This is a genomic window from Persephonella sp., assembly GCF_027023985.1.
In the GTDB taxonomy this organism is placed as follows: Bacteria; Aquificota; Aquificia; order Aquificales; family Hydrogenothermaceae; genus Persephonella_A.
Genome location: NZ_JALVTW010000011.1, coordinates 115297 through 140257, shown reverse-complemented (window position 1 = coordinate 140257; position 24961 = coordinate 115297). Strand labels below are relative to the sequence as shown.

Genomic DNA, 24961 nt, shown 5'->3' with positions numbered 1-24961 from the left:
ATAATTATTATCCTTTAAAGTCTTTTTAATAAAATCCTCTTTAGGAATATACATATTTATTGTATTTTTTATAGCATTTATTACATCTATGGTAGAAATATGAACTATTCTGTGCTCAAGTTTGTTTTCTATATCTGGAATAGCTTTATTATGTAGATACAAAACAATAAATAAGGCGAGTAAAAGAGATATTATTGTATAAAAAAACCTCGTTCTTTTATTTTTAAAATCAAAAATCATTTTTTTCCAATTGTAAAGTTTTTGCTTTCTATAAAGTATTTATAATCTTCAGGTAATGATATATGAAACTTGATTAAATTCTCTTCTATTAAAAGTAAAACCGGTCTCCCGTTTCTCCATGTAAAAAGCCCGATACAATCCTTACATTTCTCAAAAGATGAATAATCAAGTGCCATCGTCGGTTTTACAGCATTAAATTCTCTTTTTACGTTTTTAATAAAGACAAAATCTGCTGATTTTTCATCTCTGGCCTTTCTGAGCGTAGTATGGGTAATAAGCAAGTCAATTTTCCGTTGTGAAAGACCTATAAAATAAACTTCCGGTTTTTCTTTTTTTGTAGCATCCCGAACAAGTTTCTCAAGTATTTTAATTTCATACTTAATAGATGGGTCTATATCTCCGGCAAATGAAGTTAACACGTATATTAAAACCAAAAAAATTATACTTTTTCTCAAAATAGTTTCTCTACAGTCATTATTATTTGTCTATCATAAACAGACTTAACTCCTTTATTTCCAAATACATCCATATAAGCCTTTTTGTCTGGCTTATTAAGTAAATTATCTCCTGTTATTGTTAAATTCCAGTCATAAGGCAAAGCATAAGAAACAGATAACCTTAGGTTATAACTTTCTCTTACATGAATGCCAAATGGTTTATAATCTCCTCTGTAAACAAGGTCTGTATATAACTTCAATTTATTAAAATCTCCCCCAAGTCTAAAATAGCCTCCTCTATCAGGAGAAAAATAATTTTCTCCAACATCTGTAAACCAGTAATTAACTTCTGAATAGATATTATCATTAAAATCTCTTCTAAAAGAAAGTCCGTATTCGTGGAAATTATGTGACTCTCCTGAATTCTCATAAGTAAAACTTCTATGATCTAACTTAATCAAGTTGTCTATTCTGTAATATCCTGTAAACCCTTTTATTTCATTAGAACCGAATTTATATCTTACTTCTCCTGTATATGCATTAACCATCATAGGCTCTAAGCGGGTTTTTTTAGACAGTTCTATCATAAGCATTGAAGGAATTACATAATATCTTGAAATAAATCCTTTAAGCATGAGTTTTGAATTTATAAAGGATATAACTCCCGCTCTTAAATTAAGCCTATTTTTACTTTTTTGACCATAAAATTTAAACTTGTCTATATTTGCCCCCAGTATAATAAGATTTTTATCATTTATGTTATAGCTATCTTCCAGATATACAGACCCAATATAGTAATTTCTAACTTTCGGAGCATTTGTCAGGTCATACTTCATATTAAGAGCATTTTTGTAATAGTTTGTAAGTCTATCTTCGTTATAATATCTCCAGAATGTTCCTATCAAAAGAAGATTTTTTTCTGTTTTTATCTTTTTATTTAAAATAGCTGCAAATTTATGGAAGTTTAGCTTCTCATAATATTCAACAATAGGAGGTTGAAGTGGATTAAATAGCTTAGGTGCTATAATTCCTCCATCGGTTGCTTTATTAAGTTCTTTGTATTTCCTTTTTTGGAAATCATAAGAAAGTATAAGCTTTGTATTATTGTCAAACTTCTGGGAAACAACAAGATAGCTATCAAATGAACATGTATGGGCAAAATCCGGAGCCTTATCCCCAGATAGACCGAAAAATCCACCTCTTTTAACATCAGACATTGACAACTCAACCTGAGTTTCATAGTAATTTAATTTGAAAAACAGGTCTTTTCTAAACTGATTTCTGTTTACCGTTTGCCCATTTATTCTGGGTCTGGGAAATCTAAAATATGATTTGCTGAAATTAACCAGATAAGAGAAATTTTCATTACCTTTATAAGCAGCAAAAATATTAAGTGTGTAAGATTTTTTTGTGCTTACAGAAGCCCTGAATTTTGTTGCATTTTCCCTTTCCGGTTTTTTTGTATACAGCTTTATTATTATTTTTGATGGTTCTGTAGTAACACTGATAGCCCCTGAAGAATAATAAACTTCAATATGGTCTATATGGTCTAAAGGATATTTATCATAGGTTAAAAATGGGCTATAGGTGTTAATAGAACTTACTTCATGGTCATCGATATACAACCTATAGATAATAGGAATACTACAGCCTCCTCCCGGAAGAGAAAGGGTTTCTACACCATAATTATTAGGCAATATATTGTTTAAAGGTATTATCCTTAATAGGTCTGATAATGTATATATATGCATTATTTCAAGGTCTTTTCGGGTAAAGACAAGAATATGTCCCAGACTCTCTTCCCTGGTTTTTTTAGATAAATCTGAAGCTTCTTCATATTTTTTCATAAGGGAAAGTATACTTTCTTGTCCGGCAAAAACATTTCCCGATAATAAAGCCCCGCAAAACGCTAAAATTATTTTCTTCTTCATCTGTCCTTCCTAAAGTTAATTTATAACAATATTATCGGACAGTTTTAATAAATTTTTTATTATATTAATATAATTTTATCCGTCCATAAAAGTCCCAGCTTGAAATTAATATTTCTATCCGGGAAAAGCCTGCTAATCGCCTTTAGGTAATATTCCTTCTGTTTTTGATACTGGTTAATAATTTTTCTCTCCTCCTCAGATGTTTCATATCTATTGGTTTTAAAATCCATTATGCAAATATCTCCATTTTTCTCATAAACTATATCTATTCTGCCTTCTACAAATAAAGAGTTGTCTTTTAATGTAAAAGGTAATTCCCTGAAAAGTATCTGGCTATTTTTTAATTCAATATGAATATTGGAATTTTCAAATTTTTCTAAAAGGATTTTAACTTGCCAAACGACCTTTTCCTGAATATGCTGGGGCACAATATTTCTTTTCTGCTCTATAAGCTTTTCAATATCTTCATAGGAAAAGTTTTCAAAATCTAAATCTTCCAAAACTTCATGGGTCAAAATTCCAATATATATTCCCAGATTTTCTTCTGATTTTTTCCCGAGGCTAATCTCTTTTTTATCCTCCTCCATCAGTTTCGTTACTGAAGTAAACCTTTCTTTATCAAAACTCATATTTTTTATTTTTTTCTCTTTTTCTTCTATCTCTTTTAACTGCTGTAAATCAATAGGTTCTGTTTGTTGGACTTTGCCTTCAGGGATTATATCCTGATATCTGATTTCCTCTTGATGTATACCTGTTTTATCAGGTAAAAACTCATCTATTAAAGATAATATGGAGATTGAACGGCTTTTGTCCCTTGCTGAAACAAATATAAGTTGCTCCTGTGCTCTTGTGGCTGCAACATAAAACAGTCTGATTTTTTCATGCAGTATCTTATCTTTGATAAGCTTTTCCACACTTTTATCGTTTAGTAGTCTGCTTTTCGCCTTTGATAAATAAATAAGAGGCTCTCCATCATATATATGGACATTTCCAAAAAGTTTTAGATTAAAATCTTTCCATATTAGAGGGATAATAATAATCTTGTTTTGCAAGCCTTTTGATTTGTGCATTGTCATCAGTTGAACGGCATTATCTTCATAATCAATAGGAGTTGATGAATATTCTTCTAAAAATCTGATAAATTCCTGCAGAGAAAGATTATCAAATGTTTTTTTCTTTGCCAGTGTTTTGACCATCTTGAGATTTTTTACTTTCTGCAGGCCATCTTCCATAACAGAAAACATTTCAAGAAATGGGGATTCCTGAAAAATCTTGTCTATAATTTGCTCCACGGATAATTTATATTTTTGGTCTGACAGCTCCTTTAATAATCTAAAAAATCTATGCTCAGACTCTAAACCATTTTTATAAATCTCTTCATCTGAAGCCATAACAACAGGGGATTTTAGAATACAGGTTGTCACAAGGCTATCTTCTGGATTTTCGATAAATCTTAAACAATCTATCAATAGTCTTATTTCAGGTAGCTGTGAATATCTGATATTTGCCAGAGAAACTGCAGGGATACCAAGTTGATTGGATATATTTAAAAATTCATTAATATCATCATTTCGGTCAAATAAGATAGATATATCTTTGTAATCATATCTTCCATTTGAAACAAGTTGATTTATAATTTTTGCTGTTGCGAATGTCTCTGCTGTAACTTCTTGTTTTTCAGGGGTATCTTTTATGCTAATCAGTTTTACTGCTGGGTCTGTTATAAAATCCTCTTTTGAAGGTTTAACAGGTTTTCTGAATTCTTCTTTGATATGCTCTAAAATTTGTGTATCCGAAAATAATCTATTAAAAAACTCAATAAGCTGTGGTGTGCTTCGGTAGTTAGTATCAAGTATTTCATCTTGAAAATCGTTTTCCTCTAAAAAATCAAAATAAACATCAAGATCAGCATTTCTCCATGTGTATATACATTGCTTAGGGTCTCCAAAAACATATATATTATGGTCTGAAATCCTTTTTAAGATTTCTGTCTGAATTTTGTCTGTATCCTGAAACTCATCAACAAAGATATAATTGAACTGATTTTTCAAATATTGAGCAACCTCTTCATCTTCAAATAGTTCCAGTGTTTTTTGGAGAATATCATCAAAATCAATTATTTTTTTCTCAGATTTTTCTTTTTCAACAAATTCAAGGAATTGATAAAATTTTGAAAGGATTAGATTTGCCCTGTAATCAGATATTTCCTGCTGGTATTCTTCTATTAAGCCTAAAAGACTATCCTGCAATTGCACAAATTCAGGGTCTTGAGATATCTGTTTTAGCTCTTTTTTTAAATCCTCAGGAACATCTCTGGATATTCTTTGTTTTATAAAGGATTTATTGCCTTTTATATTTAGACTGGTAATAGTGTCATTTTCAATTGAATTTAAAACATCAGACAGGCTTAGCTTGGAAGCCTGAGGATATTCCTTTTCTGCATTTTTTAAAATCTCATAAAAAGGACTTTTAATGAATTCTTCTTTTGCTTCAAAAATCTGTTTTTTTATCTTGTCTATTTCTTGTTTTTGATTTTCAAGGTCAATATGGGTAAATTTTAGTTTTAATCGGTTGTTATAGAGAATTTTCAGGAATTTTTTAACCAGACTTATTTTGCCTTCAAACAGACCTAAAATCTCTTCCCATCTGTCCTTATCATTTTCAAAATCAGCTTCTATCCATTTATCAAATAATAGCTCAAGTAACTGGTCAGTTTGTCCTTCGGATAGTATTGAAAAACTATTATCTATTTTTGATTTTTCAGGAAATCTTTTTAAAAATCTTAAAAATACACTGTGAAATGTCCCTATATAGCTATTATCAAGGAATATAAGCTGTCTGTGGAGACGGACTTTTTCTTCTTTATTTAATGTATTCCCAGACAACAGTTCTTTTATTCTTTTGGCTATTCTATCCTTTATCTCGGTGGCTGCTTTTTCTGAGAATGTGAGAATAAGCATATTTTTCAGAGGAATATCCTCTTTCAAAACTTTATCTATCACTAATTCAACGAGCTTATATGTCTTCCCTGTTCCTGCGGATGCTATGTAGTTTATATTAGGCATCTTCCTGCTCCTGTATACTGTCTTTAGGACAAAAAGTTATGTAAGGACAATATCTGCATTCATCATTTCGTTCAGGATGGAATTTTTTACTAAAAAGCTGGTTTACCATCTCTTCCAGGTACTCTTCAAGGGCAATAAAATCAAGATTTTCTCCAAAATAAAAATATCTTTTTGTGTGGTCGTTTATAGCAAATATTGCCACGTCTTTTACCTGTTTGCCTTCTTTTTCAAGAAGTTTTTTGTATATAAGCAGCTGGATATATTTTTTCTTCAGTTCTTTTTCAAATGTTCTGTTTAATCCCTTTACATTACCGGTTTTATAATCTGCTATGTAATAAAAGCCTTCAGGGTCTTTTTCTGCTCTGTCTATTCTGCCTTTGAACCTTTCGTCTGATAGTTCTTTTTCAAGGAGCTTAAAATCTATTTTTATTCCGTTTTCTTTCATCCTGAGTTTATCTTTCTGGATAAAATCAAGGGTTTTTTCCTTTAAAAACCTTATTTTTGTATACTCCACAGGGATATATGCAGGAAGTATAAATCTTTTTTGTTTTTCAAAAAATTCATCAAATTCTTTTTCTATTTGCTTGGTTGTGATTTGCCCCTTGTAATACCTATACAAAATATCATGTATAAACTTTCCTGTTTCATAGGCAGGAATCTGTTTTCTGTCTATCTCTTCCTGGCTTACTCCGATAACCACATCCCAAAAATACTTATACGGACAGTTCACATAAACAGCAAAGCCTGTAGGAGAAATAGGCTTTTTGATATCCACAAATTGATAAATAAAATTATCTTTTGAGGGCTGGTAGTTTACAGGGTTGGCCAGTTTGTTTCCGTTATGCAAAACAAAATCTGTGTATAAAACAGGCTGATTTTTCAGTTTTTGCGGCTTTTTTTCAGTTATCCTAATCACTTCACTTACAAAAACAGAAGGGTATAGACTTTTTTTATCTGTATCTGTGGCAGAAAAAAATAGTTTTATTCGCTTGCCTCTGTCCAGTATCGCCGCAAAATTTGCAAGCTCCTGCATAAGAACGTGAAATGGGTAATCCATTCCCAACTCTACAGCAGTAGCAAGGATTTCTTCCCGTAGTGGTGAAGGATAAATACCGGAATTCAGGTTCAGAAAATATATGTATTCAAAATTATTTCCCTCTGCAGCTGAAGGGGTTAAAACAGAAACAAAATCTCCTGTTTTGCGGTTTTCTTTATTTTCCTGATTGAAAAAAGTTTCTACAATAGAAACAAATTCCTTATAGGATATCTCTGAAAAAAACTCAGAGTAAATTCTGTTTTCCAGTAAGAACTCAAAAATATTTTCAAGGAATTCTTTGCATTTTTCACAGGTTATATATCTGTCCTTTATCTCTTCAAAGTATCTTACAAACTCTTTTATATTTGCCTGTTCTGGTAGCAAGTCTAAAATTTTGAGGAGTTCTTTTAAAGGGGAATTATTTCCTTCAAAAACAAAACTCTCCCAGTCTTGATAACTATTTAAATTATTTTCCTGAAGAATTTTTAGATATAAACTGTCTAAATCCGGCAAGTCCAGAAGCTCAGGAGATAAAACCTTTAATACACTTTCCTTTGAGAACTCCTGAAGTTTAATCTGGAAAATTCCAAAAAGACGACTGTAAATCGGGTCATCAATAAATCTATTTTCCTCAAACAGATAATACGGAATGTTATATTTCCTGAAAGTTTCCTTTAGCTGAGGTATATATTTCTGAATATCAGGGATTATAACGCCTATCTGATGGGGTTGCACTCCATCAAGAAGCTTGTTTGCTATATCTGCTGCAACATACTCAACTTCTTCTTCTATGCCTGTTGCCTGATATATATCTAAGTCCGGATTTTTTACCGGTAAACCTTCGTAGAAAAATCTATATATGTATTTTCCTGTTTTAATATTTGGATTATCTATTTTTTCTATCTCAGGTGGAGTCTCTGCCAGTTCTTCATAAAAAGCCCGAAGGGTTTTAAAATGGTCGTGGTTTTCATAATATCCGCTATCAAAGAAAAAAGGTAAAAATACAAATATTTTTTTCGAAAGTTTCTTAAGCTTTTTAAATAATTTCTGGTGAATAGGAGCAACTGATTTTATACCGATTATAAACAGATAATCTGTCTGGAAATCAGTATCTTTTACGGTGGCAATCTTATGTGTGTCTTCCCTGTCAATGATATCTTTTCCGGTGAGATTTATATAGTCCTGAACTATTTTTCTGACTACAGGATTATTTATTCTTTCTGGATTTATCTCATATTCTTTAATCTGCTGGGTTAATAGCCCATATTCCTCAACAAGTCCTTCCAGCTGAAAACCATTATCAAACATAATTTTTTTTAGTATTAGCTGTTTTTCAAAATTCTGAATAGGTTCAACCTCTGCCAGTTCCTTTGCTATATCAATGGGAGTATAAAATTTTGTGTTAACCAGTATGCCTGCTTTATCTGTTAAATACTCCTTGAAAGCCTGTTTCATCTGGTTTGAGTGGACTATAAATGTAAGTTTACTTCCAGGCTGGTTCTGGTTTATTTGAATTATTATTTCTGAGAGTTTTTCTTTTAGATAAGAATAGCTTCCACAAAAAAATCTGTCTTTCATAATACCTGAATATCCCCCTCAAGACTTTTAATAAACTCCATATCAGGAAACAGGTATGTCTCATACAAAAGATGTTTGTTTATATAGGCAAACAGTAATGCCGTTGCTTTTACATCTTCTGCACAGTATTTTGCGATTTTTTCAAGCTCTCCATTATCAAAATAGTCCTGAACTTTAGAACCATCTCCCTCTTGCTTAACAGGAATGCCACACAGATAACACAGGTTTTTCAGGGATACTTTTTTATTAAAAATATCAACTGGAATATCTATATGGAATTTTGTGTGATGCATAGTATATCTGGGATAATCATTTTCCCATTTATCAAACCTGTCCAGATATGTGCTTATGATAAATTTTTTGTAGTCTGGAAAATCCGGAATGTATTTTAAACTTCTTAGCTTTATTACAGGCAGGTCAAAATCCTTTCCATTTACGGTAATAAGCACAGGAAAACGGGAAATAGCTTTTTTCTTATCTCCACTTTTGGTTTTATAAACCCCAAATGAGTGTGCTTTCATATAATATTCCCAGAAAAGCTCTATTAACCTTTTTTCATCTTTTGAGGCAAAACTTTTGAAAACAGAATCCCCATCAGGCATTTTGATACCCATTATACTAATCGCAACAATACGATGATAAGGATGGGGGATAAAATAATTTTCATCCTCTTCCAATTTTTTCAGGACTTTTTCATCCTGAATATCATCTATCATCTGGGTATCTTTTATAGTTTCAATATCAAGGATAAGAAAGTTTGTAAAATCCTTTGAATAATCTTTTCTACGATTTTGTATTTTTTCCCTGCCCCAAAGATTATTTTGACCCTCCATAACCACCCTCTTAAATATTCGTTTCTAATAATTATAAACTTCGGGCAGAGAAAAATCTGACATTATAATTGACTTTTTAATGTAAGGATCAAACCTCTGAGGATAATTTCAAAGAATGTAAGATGATGAAAAAGCATCTCCTGAATACTAACTTCAAATCTATCAAGATTATCAAATTTCATCCCGGCGTATATTTTGTTAAGCTCTTCATAAATGTCTATTACATTTGCTTTAAAATCACCGGATATAAGCTCTGAGAAAAGACATTCTTTACTTTCCATTTTCGCCTCAAAATTTTTGAATATATCCTCAAAATCCCTTATAAATCTGTCTGTTTCTTTCCATATATCTATATGGTAATGATGTCTAAACTCCCTTTTGTTTAGTTCCTCAAACAACTTTTCTGTCAAATCATTGGAAAAACATATAAAAAGTAAAGAGTTATAATCAGCGCAGCTTTTATATGTTTTTAAAAACAATCTGAGAAGAGTTACTTTATCTTTTGTGTCATTATATGTTACAAGAGAAGTAATATTTTTATAAAAATCCTCCCCTATATTGACAGTCTGGTTTACTAACTTATCAATATGTGAAATCAATATTCCTCCCCCAAAAAACCATCGAACAATATTATTATAACTTAAATTAGATATAGTATTACTTTTTCTTTATCATATCATACAGATTTTGGGCTGAAATCCAGACTATTACAGCTCCGGCTATGACAGGAAGGAGACTTTGGAGGAATTTCCCTATGACAAGAGTTTCATCTTTATATTGAAAGGCGGAGAAGACTCCGCCGATATTGTTAAAAATTGCATAAAGCCCAACTATGATTCCAAAAATCAGTAATATGTAAACCATTTATTCTTCCTGATTTTCCTCTTTAAGTTTTGGTTTAACAACTCTAACTACTTTATCACCTTCTATTTTTATGAGCTGTTCACCCATTGCTGTCCTTTTGGCAACCGGTATTGTGTTCTCGTCAATCTTGAGTTTCAGGATACGACCTTTTTCTGTAGAAAGTAGCAGGTTATCCCCAATATTTACACTGGTAGCAACTGATAAAGCATCATCTTTAGAAAGCTTGACTGCCATAAGTCCCTTCTGGGCTCTTTTTTTCAGCTTTCCTTCTTTTGTATAAAACTCTTCTTTTCTAACAAGCTTTGTATATCCTTTTTCTGTTATTGTCAGGACATATTCTTCGCTGTTTATTAAAAATCCACCTCTTACTTCATCCCCTTCATCTAAGTCTATGGCTTCTACACCTTTTGCTTTATCTCCTGTTACCCTTACCTGAGACCTGTCAAACATAAGCAGGTCGCCCTTTCTGGTATAAACTGCTATTGCTGATGGATGGTCATCTGAGAATGCCTGAACTACCTCATCATCTTCCATAAGAGGAATAATCAGATGGTTTTGGGACTTGTAGAATATATCCTCATAGGACATTCTCTTAATTATTCCTTTTTTAGTCAGGATAAACAGTCTATCTTCATCTCCTTCACCTTTAAATGAAGTTCCGACTATTTCCCCTTCTTCAATATTTATCTTTCCTTCTCCTTTTGGAAGGTCTGCAACAAGGCTCCAGTAAGCTCTGCCTTTGTTTGTTATAAAGGCTATAGGAGTTGAGCTTTTTACTTCCTGTATGGAAATAAGTTTTTCCCCGGGGGCTACAGATGTAATAACTTCGCTTAGGACTTTTTGGTAAACTTCTTCTTTACTTTCTGTTTCATCAAATTTTCTGTTTATTATTCTTCCTGAGCTTAGAACTGCCAGTATGAAATCTTCATCAAATGTGAGCTGCTCTCCTTTTTCTTCCATAACCATTGTTTTTCTTTCATCACCAAACTTTTCAAGCAGCTCATCCATCTCTTGAATAAATACTTTTATCTTTTCTTCTTCTGAAGAAAGAATTCTTTGATATTCCTCTATTTTCAGCCTTAGTTCATCGGCTTCCTGATAGAGTTTGTCTCCTTCAAGGGCTGTAAATCTGGAGAGTCTCATATCAAGGATAGCCTGTGATTGTGCATCAGAAAGACCAAATTCTGCCTTTAGCTGTTCTTTTGCAGAGGATACATCTTTTGAGCCTCTGACTATTTCAATAACCCTGTCTGCATTTTCAAGGGCTTTAAGCAGACCTTCTACTATGTGAAGTCTTTTTTCTGCTTTCTCAAGTTCATAAAGGGTTCTTCTAGTTATAACTTCTATTCTATGCTTTATAAACTCCCATAGTATTCCTTTCAGGTCTAATGTTTTTGGCTGTTTCCCTACCAGAACAGTAAAGTTTATAGGTATTGATTTTTGGAGCTGTGTTCTTCTGTATAGTTTTTTAAGAACTTTTTCGGGGTCAGCTTCTCTTTTTAGTTCAACAATTATTCTGATACCGTCTCTGTCTGATTCATCTCTAAGGTCTGATATTCCTTTTTCCTGTCCTTTTCTGACAAGCTCTGCAATTCTTTTTATAAACTCAACTTTATTTACCTGATATGGTATCTCATAAATGATTATTCTGTGTCTGTTTCCGGGAAGTCTTTCTATTCTTGCCTTTCCTTTTACTGTTACTGAGCCTCTTCCATCTTGATAAATCTTAATTATTTCTTCCTTTGGTGTTATTAAAACGCCACCTGTTGGGAAATCAGGGCCCTTTATAAACTGACAAAGCTCTTCAACTGTTGCATTTGGAAACTCAGCCAGATATTTGAGTGCCTCTGCAACTTCTGTAAAGTTGTGAGGTGGAATATTTGTTGAAAGACCTACAGCAATACCTGCAGCACCGTTGCATATGAGATTTGGGAATTTAGCAGGGAGAACCTCCGGTTCCATTAAGGAAGCATCAAAGTTTTCTTTCATATCAACGGTATTTTTATCTATATCAGCAAGCATTTCCATTGCAAGCTTTGTGAGACGGGCTTCAGTGTTGTGGTTGATTATCCCGTTTCCAACAAACGAGTGACATTGGCTATTTACTCTGATTGAATAAACAACTTTTTCTCCCGTTTCTTCTACAGTTTTAACCTTTGCAAAATAGTATCTGTTTTCAAGAAGTTCTCTATAAAGGGCTAAATCTTCTTCATCAAATATTGTTTCAAGTTTTTCCCAGTATTTCTCAATCTTTGGATATCTATCTATATTGTGTTTTAAGAACCATTCATTAAAGCCTTTTCCTTTGTATTTTTCCCTTACATAATCAGCTATAAAAGGAATAAAATCTGTTTTGCTGTTTGCTGTTTCTTTTGCATTTAACTCTATTAAAAGCCTTTCCAGTTTTTCCTGTTTTGTGTTTAAAAACCCTATTTTTTCTTTGAACAGTTTTACATTTTCATATCCAGAGATGATAAGTCTATGGTTCTGTTTATCTCTGTGAATTCTTGAGATAATTCCAAAATTCAGGAGTAAAACCTGCAGTTGTTTTAAAAGCTTTTTGCTTTTAGAGGTGTAAGAAATAACAACAGTTCCTTTCCCTTTATAAACAGAGCCATCTCCTTCAAAAAGTGCCTTTAAGAATGCTCTCTGGATTTTCTTTGAAGACCTTAAAACTGTATATGGCACTTCTTTATCTGCTGATTTTTCGCTAAAGCCTTTTTCTTTTATATCCTCAACAACTTCCTTTTGATGAACTTGATATTCAATCAGTGTTTTTCCGCTTTTAAGTTTTCTTTCATACTTACAGCCCACCGTTCCATAGCTACCTACAAGGGCTGTTTCAAACTGCTTTGCAAAATCCTCATCTGTGTTATTAAATCCTACTCTGTTGTCTGAGATATATCCTTCTGAAACAAGAGAACCAAGGAGAATAGCTTCTTCTTCTGTAAGTAAATCTTCAGATGGTTCTATATCATTTAATCTGCTAACTATCACATAGTCACCAGCTTTTATCTGGTCAAGGGTTTTCCATTTATAAACAGGCTTGCCGTTTTCATCTGTAGTCCATGTTAAAACAGGGTGATTAAAGCTTCCTTCTACTTCATAGCCTTCTTCTGTTTCTATCTTTATTGTTTTATGCTTTCCGCTATTAAAAAACATATCAGAACTGTTTATCTTTCTGTTTAAAGACTGAACTTTTATATCTACTGGATTATCTGAGTTTTCTTTGCTATCTGGAACTATATCTTTTATTTTTATAAGACCTTTATCTGTGTGGATTAATGTATCTCCAACAACACAGTATCTCATTGCAGCTGGCGGGTCACCATCTATTGAACCGAAGTTCCCCTGCCCCTGTATAAGAGGATACCTAAGGGTAAAATCTTGAGCCATTCTAACAAGGGCATCGTAAACAGATGTATCACCGTGTGGATGGTATTTACCGAGGCAATTATGGGATAACATCCCATTTGCTATGAATTCATGTTCTTCTGCCACTTGAATATCATAAGTTATTTCTGGTTCTATTTCTCTTATACTTTTTACTTTTACAAAAAATAGATTGTCCTTTATAACTGTATCAATAAAGTCTTTATACCTTGAGCCTATTATTTCTAACTTTTTATAAATACCAAGCGCAAAAATAGAATTTTTATAAAGCTTAATTTTTTCAGCCAAATCTTTTGAATATCTAATCTTTGTTCCATCTGGATATTTAATACCAGCTCTAACTTTTTTACCATCTATAGATAAATACCATCCACCACCTAAATGTTTTTCAGAAAATTCCTTAAAGATTTTAGAAGCAATAAATGGTATCTCATCAAATTTAGATTGCTTAAAATTTTTAATTTGGCTGAGTCTATTTTGTTTAACAGAATGAGAAAGAGTTAACGTTTCCGCAAGTTTTTTCAGGAAATGACCGCTAATTTCTAAAGAGTAAACTTTATTTTTACCTTTGATTGTTTTATTTCCAATTTTATTTTCTTTTGGCTGAGATACAAATAATTTGCTTATTATTCCATACTGGAACAGTAAAATTTGCAATGCTCTTATAAATTCTTCAGAAATAGAGGTTATATTGAGGACATTTCTATTTAAATGAACACTTCCATCACCATCAATGAAACCACTTAGAAAAGAAAAAACAACACTTTTTGGAGATTGGAAAATGAATTCCGGAATAGAAATATTCTCAGACTTTTTATTTTCTATATTTAGTGCCTGTATTAACTGGTCATTTATATCTTTTCTATTAATTTTCAAAATATAGTGATTTTCTCTGTGCTGGATATTTTCCTTTTTAGCGAACTTCTTCAGTAGAATTTCATTTATTCTATCTAATACAGATTTATTATCTAATCCAAATGCAATTCTTTTATATCCTCTTTTGTCTTTATCAATCCATCCATCTGCAAGAAATAGTCCCAATAAATAAGCAATATCTTCATCTATTTTCAGTCCATTTACTACTTGATATTCAGAAATATCAGGCTCTTTTGCTGATAAAACAACATAATCTCCTTCTTTTAGTTCATCTGCCCTTTTCCATACGAAAGTTAAAGTTTCATCAAAGACTTTGAACATCTGTCCTTTTGTTACTTTATTAACAACACCTGTTTCAAGCTCAACCTCTAATAAAGGTTGTGGTGGCATTATGTAAAGTTCTGTAACTTCTCTTAATCCTTTTTGAGTATAGACTCTTTCTCCACGCTCTATCTTTTCAATAGGTTTTAATCCCTTTTCAGTATTAACCAGAGTTCCAGCAACAAAACATTCCCCTACAATCCTTGCACTCTTTTTATATGGTTTATTTGGATATAATCCAAGTTCATTCATTGCGTAAAGGATTCTTCTCTGGACAGGCTTAAGACCATCTCTGACGTCTGGTATCGCCCTTCCGACGATAACAGACATAGCATAATCTAAATAGGCTGATTTTACCTCTTCCTCAATAGGCTGTTTAATAATTTCTGACATCTAAAAAACCCCTTCAAATATTGATTAAAACAATATTTTACCATATTTATAAGGGGATTTCTTCAGGGAAATTTATTGAATTATAACTGTAGCAGATACTCATAAGCGGGGATTATATCTATTTTGTAATTATTCATTTTTAGTTCTTCTTTTTCATCTAAAGTTATTATTAATCCTTTATCTAAACCAAGGAATTTTAAAGCCTCTATTAATCCTTCAATTTCCCTTTTCCTTGTTTCTTTATCTACAAGAGAAAAACTAACCTGAACAGGAATTAAGTTATTTTCAGCATCCACAACTATAAAGTCACATTCTTTTTTTTCTTTAAAATAAAAAACTTCATTGCCTTTGGCTTTAAACTCTTTTACAAGTATATTCTCCAGTAAAGCACCCTTTTTTTCTTTAAATAAAAAACTCAAAGCATTTAAAAATCCATTATCAATCAAATAAACCTTTTTGTGTGTCAACTCAGATTTTAAAACTGACTTTGTGTATTTTTTTACTATAAATGAAAAAAATATAGCTTCTAACATTTCTAAATAAGAATATAAACTATCCTTTGCCAGCTTGAACCCCTGAGATTTTAATTCATTGTAAATATTATTAACAGACAAAGGCTTTCCTACATTTTCTACGACTCTTTTTACAAAATATTTCAACACTAAAGGATTTTTTATTTGAAATCTTTCTATAATATCCCTATAAAGCATTACTTCAAAATATTCCTGTAATACCTTTATTTTTAAATTTTCATCTTCTAAAAACACAATTTCAGGAAATCCTCCAAACTCCATATATTCTAAGAATAAGCTTTTTATTTTTGCCCTTTTCTTTATGTCATAAATATCAGTTTTTTTTGTTTTTATGTTCTTGAACTTTATGAACTCTTTAAATGAAAGTGGATACACCGTAAATGATATACTCCTTCCCCTTAAAGAAGTTGCTATTTCAGAGGATAATAGTTTTGAGTTTGAGCCGGTTATGAATATATTTTTTGTATAGCTATCATAAATTCTGCGAACAAATTTTTCCCAACCCTGCACATTTTGAATTTCATCAAAAAAGAAATAAACCTTATCAAGAGAGATATCCGGATAAAGCTCTGTATAAGCCTCTATAAGTTGATTTAAATCCTCTTTTGTTATCTCAAGTCGTTCATCTTCAAAGTTTATATAAACTATTCTTTCTATGGGAATTTTATAGTCATTGAGCAATTTTTTGATTGTTTGGAAAAGAACAAAAGTTTTACCACTTCGCCTTACACCTATAATAGAAATTATTTTCTTTGTATTGATAGGAACTTCTATATTACGGTTTATAACAGTTGGCAATTGTCTATTCTGGAACTCAACTATAAGCTCTTTAAATATTTCTTTCCTTTTCATAAGGAAATTTTAGCATAATTTTTTCCTTTTAATAAGGAAACTTTAAACAGGCTGATGTCAGCCCTTGATTTATAGGGTATACAGAAGATAAAGTCTGTAAAACAAAGCTTTGAAGAACATCGCCAGTCCTGTCAAGTATATCAAAGAAGCAAGATATCTCGTTGTATTCAGCTCAATAAATGTAGCACCGACCATCAGAATAACACCTGCTATCAGCAGATAAAATGTAATCATGGTTTCCTTTTTGTCTAGGATATTAAACACATTTGGTATTTGCTTTCCTTCTTGTGCCTTTTTAACATGAACCATATTCCATACAATTCTTGGAAGTAAATGGAACATTGCACCTGTTATAGTCAGTCCCCCAAATCCAAAAACCATTAGTATCATATGCATTGGAACAAACTTAAAGTTCTCACTACCTGCTACATGGGCACCTGAAAGCATTCCTATAACAAGGAAAACAAGCCCTGCAAGGAAAAATTTAACAACAAATGGAATTTCTTTATGGGTTGAACTTCTAATCGCATTAAACACAATCCATAAAAATAATCCAACAGATAGCAGCAGAAAAACCCCGCCAGCTGCAACAACTTTATAATTCATAATTGCAAATCCTGTTAGAAAAACAAAAATAGAAACCTGCACTGCATAAAATACAGTATTTGCAAATCTCACATTAAGGGTATGCATCATCAGCATCGGTATCCATGCAAGCTCAACACCAAGAATAGCATTTAGCATTGTTCCAACTGTTAATGTATGGACTGCCAGCTGGAAAGGAACAAAAGGTATCCATTTAAAAGGGATATAAGCAAGGACAAAAAACAAACTTGCTAGATTCATATAGACAAGGGAACCAACCAAAAATCTAATAGTTATCGGTTGATAATTTTTTATCACAGGTAAAACATGAATAGTAAACAAAATAACCGCAGTAAGGGCAAACAGTGCAGCTATCTGGTAGTTTTTTATATACATAAGCAAAGAAGACAACGAAGCAGCCACAAAAACAGCTATCTGGAGTTTTTCATTTTTTAATTCCGATTGCTGTGAGTTTGGAATTATCTGATAAGCTGCTCCCAGTATTGTATGCAGAATAAATCCAAAAACAGATACCAGACCAACAAAAACATAGTCATATCCTATTCCATGGGAAAAAACAGCCATAAACAAATCAATAAAAGCAAGAATAAAAAAGAACGGGGTTACTTTTGATACATAAAACATTCAACCTCTCCAAAATGATATATTATTTTTAAACTATTTTAATATCACAAAAGGAATTAGTTTAATAAATGATAAAGGTCAATATTGAAAAACTTGTTTATGGCGGAAAGGGACTCGGAAAGATAGATGACAGGGTATGCTTTGTTCCTTTCGTCCTACCTGAAGAGGAAGTTTCTGTAAAAATAACAAATGAAAAAAAGAGTTTTATTGAGTGCCAGCCTGTTGAAATCTTAAAAAGTTCCCCTTACCGTGTAGAACCTGTATGCAAATACTTCACATACTGCGGTGGCTGTGATTATATGCATATCCAGTATGAAAAACAGGTTGAATACAAAAAGGAGATATTCCTTGAAACCCTGGAAAGAATAGGAAAAATAAAGGATGTCCCGCTGCAAAACGTGTTTCCTTCAGAAAATCCATTCCACTACAGAAATCGGACACAGTTTAAGATATACGGAGAAAAAGTCGGTTTTTATCAGCGGGAAAGCCATAATGTTATCAACATAGACTACTGTTATCTTCTAAAAGAAGAATTAAATCAAGCTTTAGCAGGTTTAAAGGAAGTTTTGCCTTTTCTTACTTTCCAGCCTATTGAAGCTCATTTTTATTCCTCCTCAGAAGGACAGATGACTGTCCGGTTTATATTTCCCCGTAGAGTAAAAAGTTTTCCCCTCGGACTAAAACATCTAAAAGCATTTTTAGGAGAAACCCTTGTAGGTGCAGGTATATACCAGAAGGACAAAATACCAAAAAGATTAAACTTTATAGGCAGCCCATTCGGATATGAAGCTGTCGGGAATTACAGATTTAGAGTATCTGCAGACTCATTTTTTCAGGTTAACAGATTTCAGGTCAAAAATATGATTCAAATTGTTGAAGAAGAAGCAAAAAATAGTAATGTATCAATTGCCTTTGACCTATATAGCGGAGTCGGAACATTTACCATTCCAATGGGCAGATATATAGAAAAGGTGTTCGGAGTAGAAATAAATCCTTATGCTGTTCAGGATGCAAACCATAACAAAAAACTGAATAAAACCCCTAATGTCCATTTCCACAGGGCACCTGCGTCACAGGTTTTAAACTATATGAAAAAGAAAAATCCACAGCTTGTTCTTGTTGACCCTCCAAGAACAGGACTGGATAAAGATACCTTAAATGCACTGCTGGAAATACCACAACTTAAAAAACTTATTTATATATCCTGTAATCCATCTACACTGGCAAGGGATATCAATAAACTCATAGAAAATGGTTTCCAGCTTGCTAAAACTTATATGATAGATATGTTCCCCCATACATACCATATAGAAAGTATAACAATCTTAGAAAAAACAACCGATGATAATAAATAAATGAAAAGAAAGGATTCAATTTCACGGCTTGTTTTACTCTGGATAATACTACTTGCAGGTATTGCATTTATATTTTTTACAGGATTTAACATCTATCAAGAGATACAGGAATACAATCTGGGTAAAGACCAGTTAAAATCTACAATTATAGAAGAAAGAAAAAATCTTATAAAAAACCAGGTCTACCAAATCATAACACTGGCAGATTTTGAAAACAGTTTACTGGAAACAAAGCTAAAAAATAACCTTAAAGATGTTGTTGGAATAGCAGATACACTACTTGGACAGATATATCTTTTCCTGAAAGGTAAAATTCCGGATAAAGAAATTCAAAAAATGTTCTTAGAATCTGTCAGGAAAGCCAGATTTTTTGGAGGCAGAGGATACTACTTTGTAACCCGTGCAGACACAACAGGTATCGTGCTTGCCAATCCCGCTTTCCCCGAAATAGAGAATAAATCAATGTGGAATTATCAGGATATCTATGGCAAGTATGTCCAGCGGGAGTTTTTACTGGCAGCCCTTAGAGGTGGTGGATTTGTAAGTTATTACTGGTATCTCCCAGGTCACGGAAAAAAGCCCTATAAAAAAATTGCCTATCTAAAATTATTCAAACCATTTAACTGGATTATCGGTTCCGGTGACTATATAGAGTATTTAAGGCAACAGATAAAACTGGAATTTGCCCAGACAATTCAAAAAATGGAAAAAAATAGCTCAAACAGGATAATCCTAATAGACGGATTTACCCAATCCTGCCTTCTGGATACAGCAACATGCAAAGAATTTAGTTTTATAAAAAATCTAAAAGAAGGCCTTTCACAATATGGAAATCATCTTGTCTATAAGAAATACTATCCGGAATGGGATTTATACATAGCCTCAGTGTTTTATCTGGGAGATATTAAGAAAGTAATTGAACAAAGATTAAGCAATTTAAAAGAAAACATGAAAAAAGATATCTTATCAACTACAGCAGCAGGAGGGTTTCTATTTACACTTCTCACAATAATGAGTTTTATTTTCTTTAAACAGATATCCTCAGCTGAAAAAGAACTTTCTTCAAAGGAAAAATCTCTACAACATGAAAGAAAAAATCTGGTTTTAAAAATCTATAAAGATGAACTGACAGGGCTTTTCAACAGGGAAAAATTCAACAAAGATTTAGAAAAACATCCTGTAGCAACCATAGCGGTTATAAATATTGACAAGTTCAGAGAAATTAATGATGTTTTCGGATATGAATTCGGTGATTATATCCTTAAAACCCTCGCAAAAATCCTGAAAAAAGAAGCTAAAAAAATACATCCTAAACTGAAAGTTTACAGAATATTCGGTGACGAGTTTGTAATAGCAGATTTAGATAACAATCTTTCTCCGGAAAAGTTTGAAAAGGCCATAAAAAATCTGGTTTTAAAAATAAACAATATGATTTTCCGATACGGCAACGAAGCTGTAAATCTAAGGGTATCAGCTGGAATATCTATAGCTCAGAATGATCCGCTCCAGAAAGCAGATATAGCATTGAAAAATGCAAGAATACTTGAGAATGAACCTGTTAGCAGTTATATAGAAGAAAGTTCAGCAATTGCAGAATACAGAGAAAATCTGATATGGGTAAACAAAATAAAATCTGCCCTTCAGGATGGACGGATAGTAAATTACTACCAGCCCGTTATCAATAACAAAACCGGCCAGATTGAAAAATATGAGGTTCTTGTCCGGCTTATTGATGAAGATGGCACAGTTTACACGCCTTATCATTTTCTTGAAATAGCTAAAAGATACAAACTATACACAGATATTTCTAAAACCGTTATACAAAATGCATTTAAAACAGCACGTAAATATGGGATAAATCTATCTATAAATCTATCCCTATCAGACATAATCAACGTAGAAATGGAAAACTTTATACTTCAACTTTTAGATACAAAAGACATATGTGAATACATAACATTTGAACTGCTTGAGGACGAAAGTATTGAAGGAGCACAGGAAGTTATAGATTTTGTTAACAAAGTAAAAAATAAAGGTGCAAAAATATCTATTGATGATTTTGGCAGTGGATACTCAAACTTTGTTTATCTTGTTAAACTAAATATTGACTATATCAAGATAGACGGGTCATTAATAAAAACAATGTTAGAAAACAAAATTTCCCATGCTATTGTAGAAGCAATAGTAACTTTTGCTAAAGAGGTAAATATAAAAACCATTGCTGAGTTTGTGGAAAATGAAGAAATTCAAAAGGAAGTGGAAAAGCTGGGAATAGATTACTCTCAAGGATACTATTTTGGCAAACCTTCACCTACATTACCTATATCATAGGCAAAAATTTCTTTTATGTTATACTTTTTAAAAAATTTTTTAGAGGTATTAAAAAGCAGGTTAACCTAAAAAATGGATAGCAGTAGTCCTACCTTACTGAAGGTAGAAAACTTATCAAAAAAATTCCTCATAAAGAAATCCCTCCTGAAAAAAGAGTATTTCACAGCCGTTGATAACGTTAATTTCTGTTTAAATCAAAATGAGATATTAGGCGTTGTCGGCGAATCAGGAAGCGGAAAATCAACTATTGGTAAGCTTATACTAAAACTGATAAAAAAAGACAGTGGCAAAATAGAGTTTGAAGGAAAAGATATATATCAGCTAAGCAGAAAAGAAGAAAAAGAGTTTAGGAGAAAAACATCAGTAGTTTTTCAAGATCCGCGAACCTCCCTTAATCCAAGGCTTAAAATAAAACAGATTGTTGAAGAACCTTTAATAGTCCATGATTTTCCTAAAGAAGAAAGAAAAAAGTTGGTGGTTCAGACGATTAAAGATGCAGGGCTTGATGAAACATTTTTAGATAGATATCCTTCAGAGCTTTCCGGAGGCCAAAGACAAAGGGTGGCTATTGCAAGAGCAATTGTTCTAAAGCCTAAAATGATTGTTGCAGATGAACCAACTTCAGCCCTTGATGTATCAATCCAGCTTCAGATCATAAATCTAATAAACAACCTTAAACAAAAATTTGGAATAAGCTTCCTTTTTATATCCCATGACCTTAATGTAGTTGGTATGCTTGCAGACAGAATTATGGTAATTTACAGAGGGAAAATAATGGAAAAAGGTAATGCAAGAGATATATTAAAAAACCCATTACATCCTTATACAAAACTACTTCTTGCCTCTCTTCCACCTGACCATCCTTCCAAAAGGAAAAAACTTGAACAGGTAGTAGAGGTTTACAGGGAAGAAACTGAGAACGGGTGTGTTTTTTACTCAAGATGTCCAATAGCAGAGGATATATGCAAAACAAAACCGGAATACAAAAAATCTGATAACAGGGAGGTTTATTGTCACTTTGCTTGATAGCAGTTTGCTAATTCAGATAGGAATAATCTTCGGGCTTCTTTTATTATCTGCATTTTTTGCAGGTATTGAGTCATCTTTCTTCTCTATGGACTGGCTTAAGATTAAACGCCTTGCCAGAGAAGGAAATAAGTCTGCAATTATAGCTGATTTACTCCGTTCAAGACCAAAAGAGCTGGTTATCACGTTCCTAATTGGAAACGAGCTGGTGAATATCACAGCTTCAGCAATCACATCAGGATTAGTCCTGCACTATTTTGGGGAAAAATACTTATTTATCGCAATCATCATAATGACTATTCTAATTCTTACTTTTGGAGAAATAACACCTAAAACAATAGGTTCTTATTATCCTGAAAGATACGCCCTATTTGCTGCAAGACCTTTTTATATGTTTTACATAATAATGACCCCTTTTAGATTTGTATTTATGAAACTGGCTGAGTATGTTCTGAAAAAAGTAGGCCTGGAACTACCTGTCGAAAGCCACAAACTATCAGAGGATGAACTTTTATCAATTATTTCAGTAGGAACAGAAAACAAAGTATTCACAGAAGAAGAAAAAGAAATTATAGAATCAGCCCTTGAGCTGCACGAAGTAACAGTAAGCGAGATAATGACCCCACGAAGAGATATATTTGCCATAGAAAAAGGAAAAACAGTAAGGGAAGTCCTTGAAATTGTCAAAGAACACGATTACAGTAGGATACCTGTTTATGAAGGTTCGCTGGATAATATAGTTGGAATTCTTTATATCAAAGATATTATCTTCCTGAAATTTGAAGGTAGAGAAGAAAAAATAGACAGATTTTTAAGGGAGCCTTACTTTATTCCTGAATTTACTCCCCTTCTTGACATAATGAAAAAATTTGAGGAAACAAAAAATCATATTGCCATTGTTGTTGATGAACACGGAACAGTTGTTGGATTAATCACATTTCAGGATATCCTTGAATTCATCGTAGGAGATATACCTGAAGAATATGAAGAAGAAGAACCATTTATGGAAAAAATCGGAAAAAATAAATGGAGAGTTTCAGGGAAATTAGAGGTTGAAATACTTGAAGAAGATTTAGGTATAACACTACCCCCTGATTATGAATTTGATACTGTTGCAGGATTTATACTTGATTACATCAAAAGAATTCCAAAAGAAAACGAAAGCTTTGTATATCAAGGCTTTAAGTTCACCATAGAAAAAGTGGAAAACAACAGAATCATATCTGTAATTATTGAAAAACTTCCAGAACAACCAAAAGAGGAAGAGGAAGAATGATAAGTTATCTTATAGGAATTTTGTTCTTTTTAATGCTGGAGGCTTTTTTCTCAGGTTCAGAGCTGGCATTATTCTCTGTTGATAGAAATAGACTAAAATACCTTGCAAAAAACGGGGATAAAAGGGCAAAAAAGGTTTATGAAAAATTAGAAAAAAGATTTGATGAATATGTTGCAACCTGTCTGATTGGAACAACCTTAAGTATTGTTACCATAACAGCATTTTTTGTTAGTTTCTTATCTTCCTTATCTACTTTTATACCATTTTTACAGCACAAGGAAGAAGTTTTCGCAGAAGGTATTATCGTAATAACCCTTTTATTCGGCGAAATTCTCCCTAAAAGTGTATTTCAACATTACGCTGATAAAATAATCTTTTATATTGTTCCTGCACTGGAATTTTTCAGGAAACTACTATATCCATTCCTGATAATTGCAAAAATAATTAACAAGCTGGTATTTTTCATATTCAGACTACAACCTAAAAAGGATAAATTCCTTTCCCGAGAAGAGCTACTTGATGTTCTCAGGCTTGAAGCAGAAGGAATAGAAGAATTAGAGAAAAAAATTGTTGCCAATGTTCTGATATTTGAAGAAAGAAGACTTGGAGAAATTGTCGTTCCTCTCTCAGACGTTGCAGCCGTTCCACTGGGTAGTAAAATCAGCGATATTATTCATATCTTTAAAGACACAGGCTTTTCCAGAATACCTGTTTATAAAAAAAGAATTGACCAGATTGTAGGGGTTATCAGGGCTTATGACCTTGTCAAAGCGGATGTGGATGATACTGTAGATAAGTTAGTCAGACCTATAAGATATCTTCCTGAGTTTACAAGCCTGCCAAATGTTTTAAAGGGATTTAAACAGTTTAAAGACCATATGGCAGTTGTTGTTGATGAAAGGGGAGCCACAATGGGAATTATTACCCTTGAGGATGTCCTTGAGGAAATAGTTGGAGAAATCAGAGATGAGTTTTCCAAAAAAGAAAAGAAAATGATAAAAAGATTTATACAGGACAAGATAGTTGTTGACGGCCGTATAGAACTGAAAGAAGTTGAAATGCTGATAAACGAAAAATTACCACAGGGACCTTATGAAACAGTAGGCGGAATGATTATATATATGCTTGGAAGAATGCCCAAAAGGGGGGAAAGCCTGACGGTAGGTAATACAAAATTTACAGTTATGAGTATTAATATTAGAAGGGTTCAAGAAGTTTTAATAGAAAAATTAGAGGGAAAAACTGAGAATAATGGAGCGAGCGACGGGACTTGAACCCGCGACCCCTTCCTTGGCAAGGAAGTGCTCTACCAACTGAGCTACGCTCGCTCAATCAGGGTCAATATTATATATGCAAATTCTCGGCGATGTCAAGAATAAAAAAGCTTAAAA

At 32.6% G+C, this 24961-nt stretch carries 16 protein-coding genes and 1 tRNA gene; 5 read left to right on the top strand and 12 right to left on the bottom strand.

All coding sequences use genetic code 11. From position 1 onward, the window contains the following. The 11 genes from MVE07_RS03255 to MVE07_RS03205 form a co-directional block, all read right to left on the bottom strand. Window positions 1–240, bottom strand: a 240-nt coding sequence (locus MVE07_RS03255) for a hypothetical protein (protein ID WP_297453920.1), incomplete at its 3' end; no start/stop codon positions are given. Further along, window positions 237–695, bottom strand: a complete 459-nt coding sequence (locus MVE07_RS03250; RefSeq protein WP_297453917.1) for a hypothetical protein — start codon at window positions 693–695, stop codon at window positions 237–239. The genes MVE07_RS03250 and MVE07_RS03255, both read right to left, overlap by 4 nt. Then, entirely contained in the window at window positions 692–2608 is a 1917-nt protein-coding gene (locus MVE07_RS03245; protein WP_297453915.1) for a TonB-dependent receptor, read from the bottom strand. The genes MVE07_RS03250 and MVE07_RS03245 overlap by 4 nt, the downstream gene beginning before the upstream one ends. 59 nt (window positions 2609–2667) lie before the next feature. Continuing rightward, entirely contained in the window at window positions 2668–5673 is a 3006-nt protein-coding gene (locus MVE07_RS03240) for a UvrD-helicase domain-containing protein (RefSeq protein ID WP_297453913.1), read from the bottom strand. Then, a complete protein-coding gene (locus tag MVE07_RS03235) occupies window positions 5666–8287 on the bottom strand; it encodes a PD-(D/E)XK nuclease family protein (RefSeq protein WP_297453910.1) in 2622 nt (873 codons plus the stop codon). Before MVE07_RS03235 ends, MVE07_RS03240 begins: the two co-directional genes overlap by 8 nt. Continuing rightward, on the bottom strand, window positions 8284–9120 hold the full coding sequence (locus tag MVE07_RS03230; RefSeq protein ID WP_297453907.1) for a hypothetical protein: 837 nt from the start codon (window positions 9118–9120) through the stop codon (window positions 8284–8286). The genes MVE07_RS03235 and MVE07_RS03230 overlap by 4 nt, the downstream gene beginning before the upstream one ends. 62 nt (window positions 9121–9182) lie before the next feature. Continuing rightward, the gene (locus MVE07_RS03225) at window positions 9183–9719 is read right to left on the bottom strand and encodes a hypothetical protein (RefSeq protein ID WP_297453905.1); all 537 of its coding nucleotides are present in this window, start codon (window positions 9717–9719) and stop codon (window positions 9183–9185) included. A 58-nt stretch (window positions 9720–9777) separates the two neighbouring features. Continuing rightward, window positions 9778–9984 carry a hypothetical protein gene (locus MVE07_RS03220; RefSeq protein ID WP_297453902.1) on the bottom strand — a complete coding sequence of 69 codons (207 nt, stop codon included), beginning with the start codon at window positions 9982–9984 and terminating at the stop codon, window positions 9778–9780. Beyond that, complete coding sequence (locus MVE07_RS03215; protein WP_297453900.1) at window positions 9985–14967, bottom strand: DNA gyrase subunit A; 4983 nt, start codon at window positions 14965–14967, stop codon at window positions 9985–9987. It lies immediately after the preceding gene. An 80-nt stretch (window positions 14968–15047) separates the two neighbouring features. Further along, the gene (locus tag MVE07_RS03210; protein ID WP_297453897.1) at window positions 15048–16352 is read right to left on the bottom strand and encodes an ATP-binding protein; all 1305 of its coding nucleotides are present in this window, start codon (window positions 16350–16352) and stop codon (window positions 15048–15050) included. Window positions 16353–16421: 69 nt separating this feature from the next. After that, the gene (locus MVE07_RS03205; protein WP_297453894.1) at window positions 16422–17582 is read right to left on the bottom strand and encodes a hypothetical protein; all 1161 of its coding nucleotides are present in this window, start codon (window positions 17580–17582) and stop codon (window positions 16422–16424) included. 68 nt (window positions 17583–17650) lie between these two features. On the opposite strand from MVE07_RS03205, the gene MVE07_RS03200 reads away from it, so the two are divergent. From MVE07_RS03200 to MVE07_RS03180, 5 genes are all read left to right on the top strand, one after another. Continuing rightward, entirely contained in the window at window positions 17651–18937 is a 1287-nt protein-coding gene (locus MVE07_RS03200; protein ID WP_297453891.1) for a class I SAM-dependent RNA methyltransferase, read from the top strand. Beyond that, window positions 18938–21268: an EAL domain-containing protein gene (locus MVE07_RS03195; RefSeq protein ID WP_297453888.1), complete on the top strand. Its 2331-nt coding sequence runs from the start codon at window positions 18938–18940 to the stop codon at window positions 21266–21268. It abuts the gene before it with no gap. Window positions 21269–21340: 72 nt separating this feature from the next. Beyond that, window positions 21341–22294 carry an ABC transporter ATP-binding protein gene (locus MVE07_RS03190; protein WP_297453886.1) on the top strand — a complete coding sequence of 318 codons (954 nt, stop codon included), beginning with the start codon at window positions 21341–21343 and terminating at the stop codon, window positions 22292–22294. Next, complete coding sequence (locus MVE07_RS03185) at window positions 22287–23570, top strand: hemolysin family protein (protein ID WP_297453884.1); 1284 nt, start codon at window positions 22287–22289, stop codon at window positions 23568–23570. The genes MVE07_RS03190 and MVE07_RS03185 overlap by 8 nt, the downstream gene beginning before the upstream one ends. Then, window positions 23567–24844 (top strand): hemolysin family protein, encoded by a 1278-nt coding sequence (locus tag MVE07_RS03180; protein WP_297453882.1) that lies wholly within the window; start codon window positions 23567–23569, stop codon window positions 24842–24844. Before MVE07_RS03185 ends, MVE07_RS03180 begins: the two co-directional genes overlap by 4 nt. Here the strand turns inward: MVE07_RS03180 and MVE07_RS03175 are convergent. Further along, window positions 24823–24898: transfer RNA gene (locus MVE07_RS03175), tRNA-Gly, on the bottom strand. The two genes, MVE07_RS03180 and MVE07_RS03175, sit on opposite strands and share 22 nt — an antisense overlap. Window positions 24899–24961 lie beyond the last annotated feature (63 nt).

What these genes read in the sequence shown, in the direction of transcription:
- MVE07_RS03245 (WP_297453915.1), bottom strand. Translation starts at nt 2,608, where the DNA reads ATGAAGAAGAAAATAATTTTAGCGTTTTGCGGGGCTTTATTATCGGGA.
- MVE07_RS03240 (WP_297453913.1), bottom strand. Translation starts at nt 5,673, where the DNA reads ATGCCTAATATAAACTACATAGCATCCGCAGGAACAGGGAAGACATAT.
- MVE07_RS03235 (WP_297453910.1), bottom strand. Translation starts at nt 8,287, where the DNA reads ATGAAAGACAGATTTTTTTGTGGAAGCTATTCTTATCTAAAAGAAAAA.
- MVE07_RS03230 (WP_297453907.1), bottom strand. Translation starts at nt 9,120, where the DNA reads ATGGAGGGTCAAAATAATCTTTGGGGCAGGGAAAAAATACAAAATCGT.
- MVE07_RS03220 (WP_297453902.1), bottom strand. Translation starts at nt 9,984, where the DNA reads ATGGTTTACATATTACTGATTTTTGGAATCATAGTTGGGCTTTATGCA.
- MVE07_RS03215 (WP_297453900.1), bottom strand. Translation starts at nt 14,967, where the DNA reads ATGTCAGAAATTATTAAACAGCCTATTGAGGAAGAGGTAAAATCAGCC.
- MVE07_RS03210 (WP_297453897.1), bottom strand. Translation starts at nt 16,352, where the DNA reads ATGAAAAGGAAAGAAATATTTAAAGAGCTTATAGTTGAGTTCCAGAAT.
- MVE07_RS03205 (WP_297453894.1), bottom strand. Translation starts at nt 17,582, where the DNA reads ATGTTTTATGTATCAAAAGTAACCCCGTTCTTTTTTATTCTTGCTTTT.
- MVE07_RS03200 (WP_297453891.1), top strand. Translation starts at nt 17,651, where the DNA reads ATGATAAAGGTCAATATTGAAAAACTTGTTTATGGCGGAAAGGGACTC.
- MVE07_RS03195 (WP_297453888.1), top strand. Translation starts at nt 18,938, where the DNA reads ATGAAAAGAAAGGATTCAATTTCACGGCTTGTTTTACTCTGGATAATA.
- MVE07_RS03190 (WP_297453886.1), top strand. Translation starts at nt 21,341, where the DNA reads ATGGATAGCAGTAGTCCTACCTTACTGAAGGTAGAAAACTTATCAAAA.
- MVE07_RS03180 (WP_297453882.1), top strand. Translation starts at nt 23,567, where the DNA reads ATGATAAGTTATCTTATAGGAATTTTGTTCTTTTTAATGCTGGAGGCT.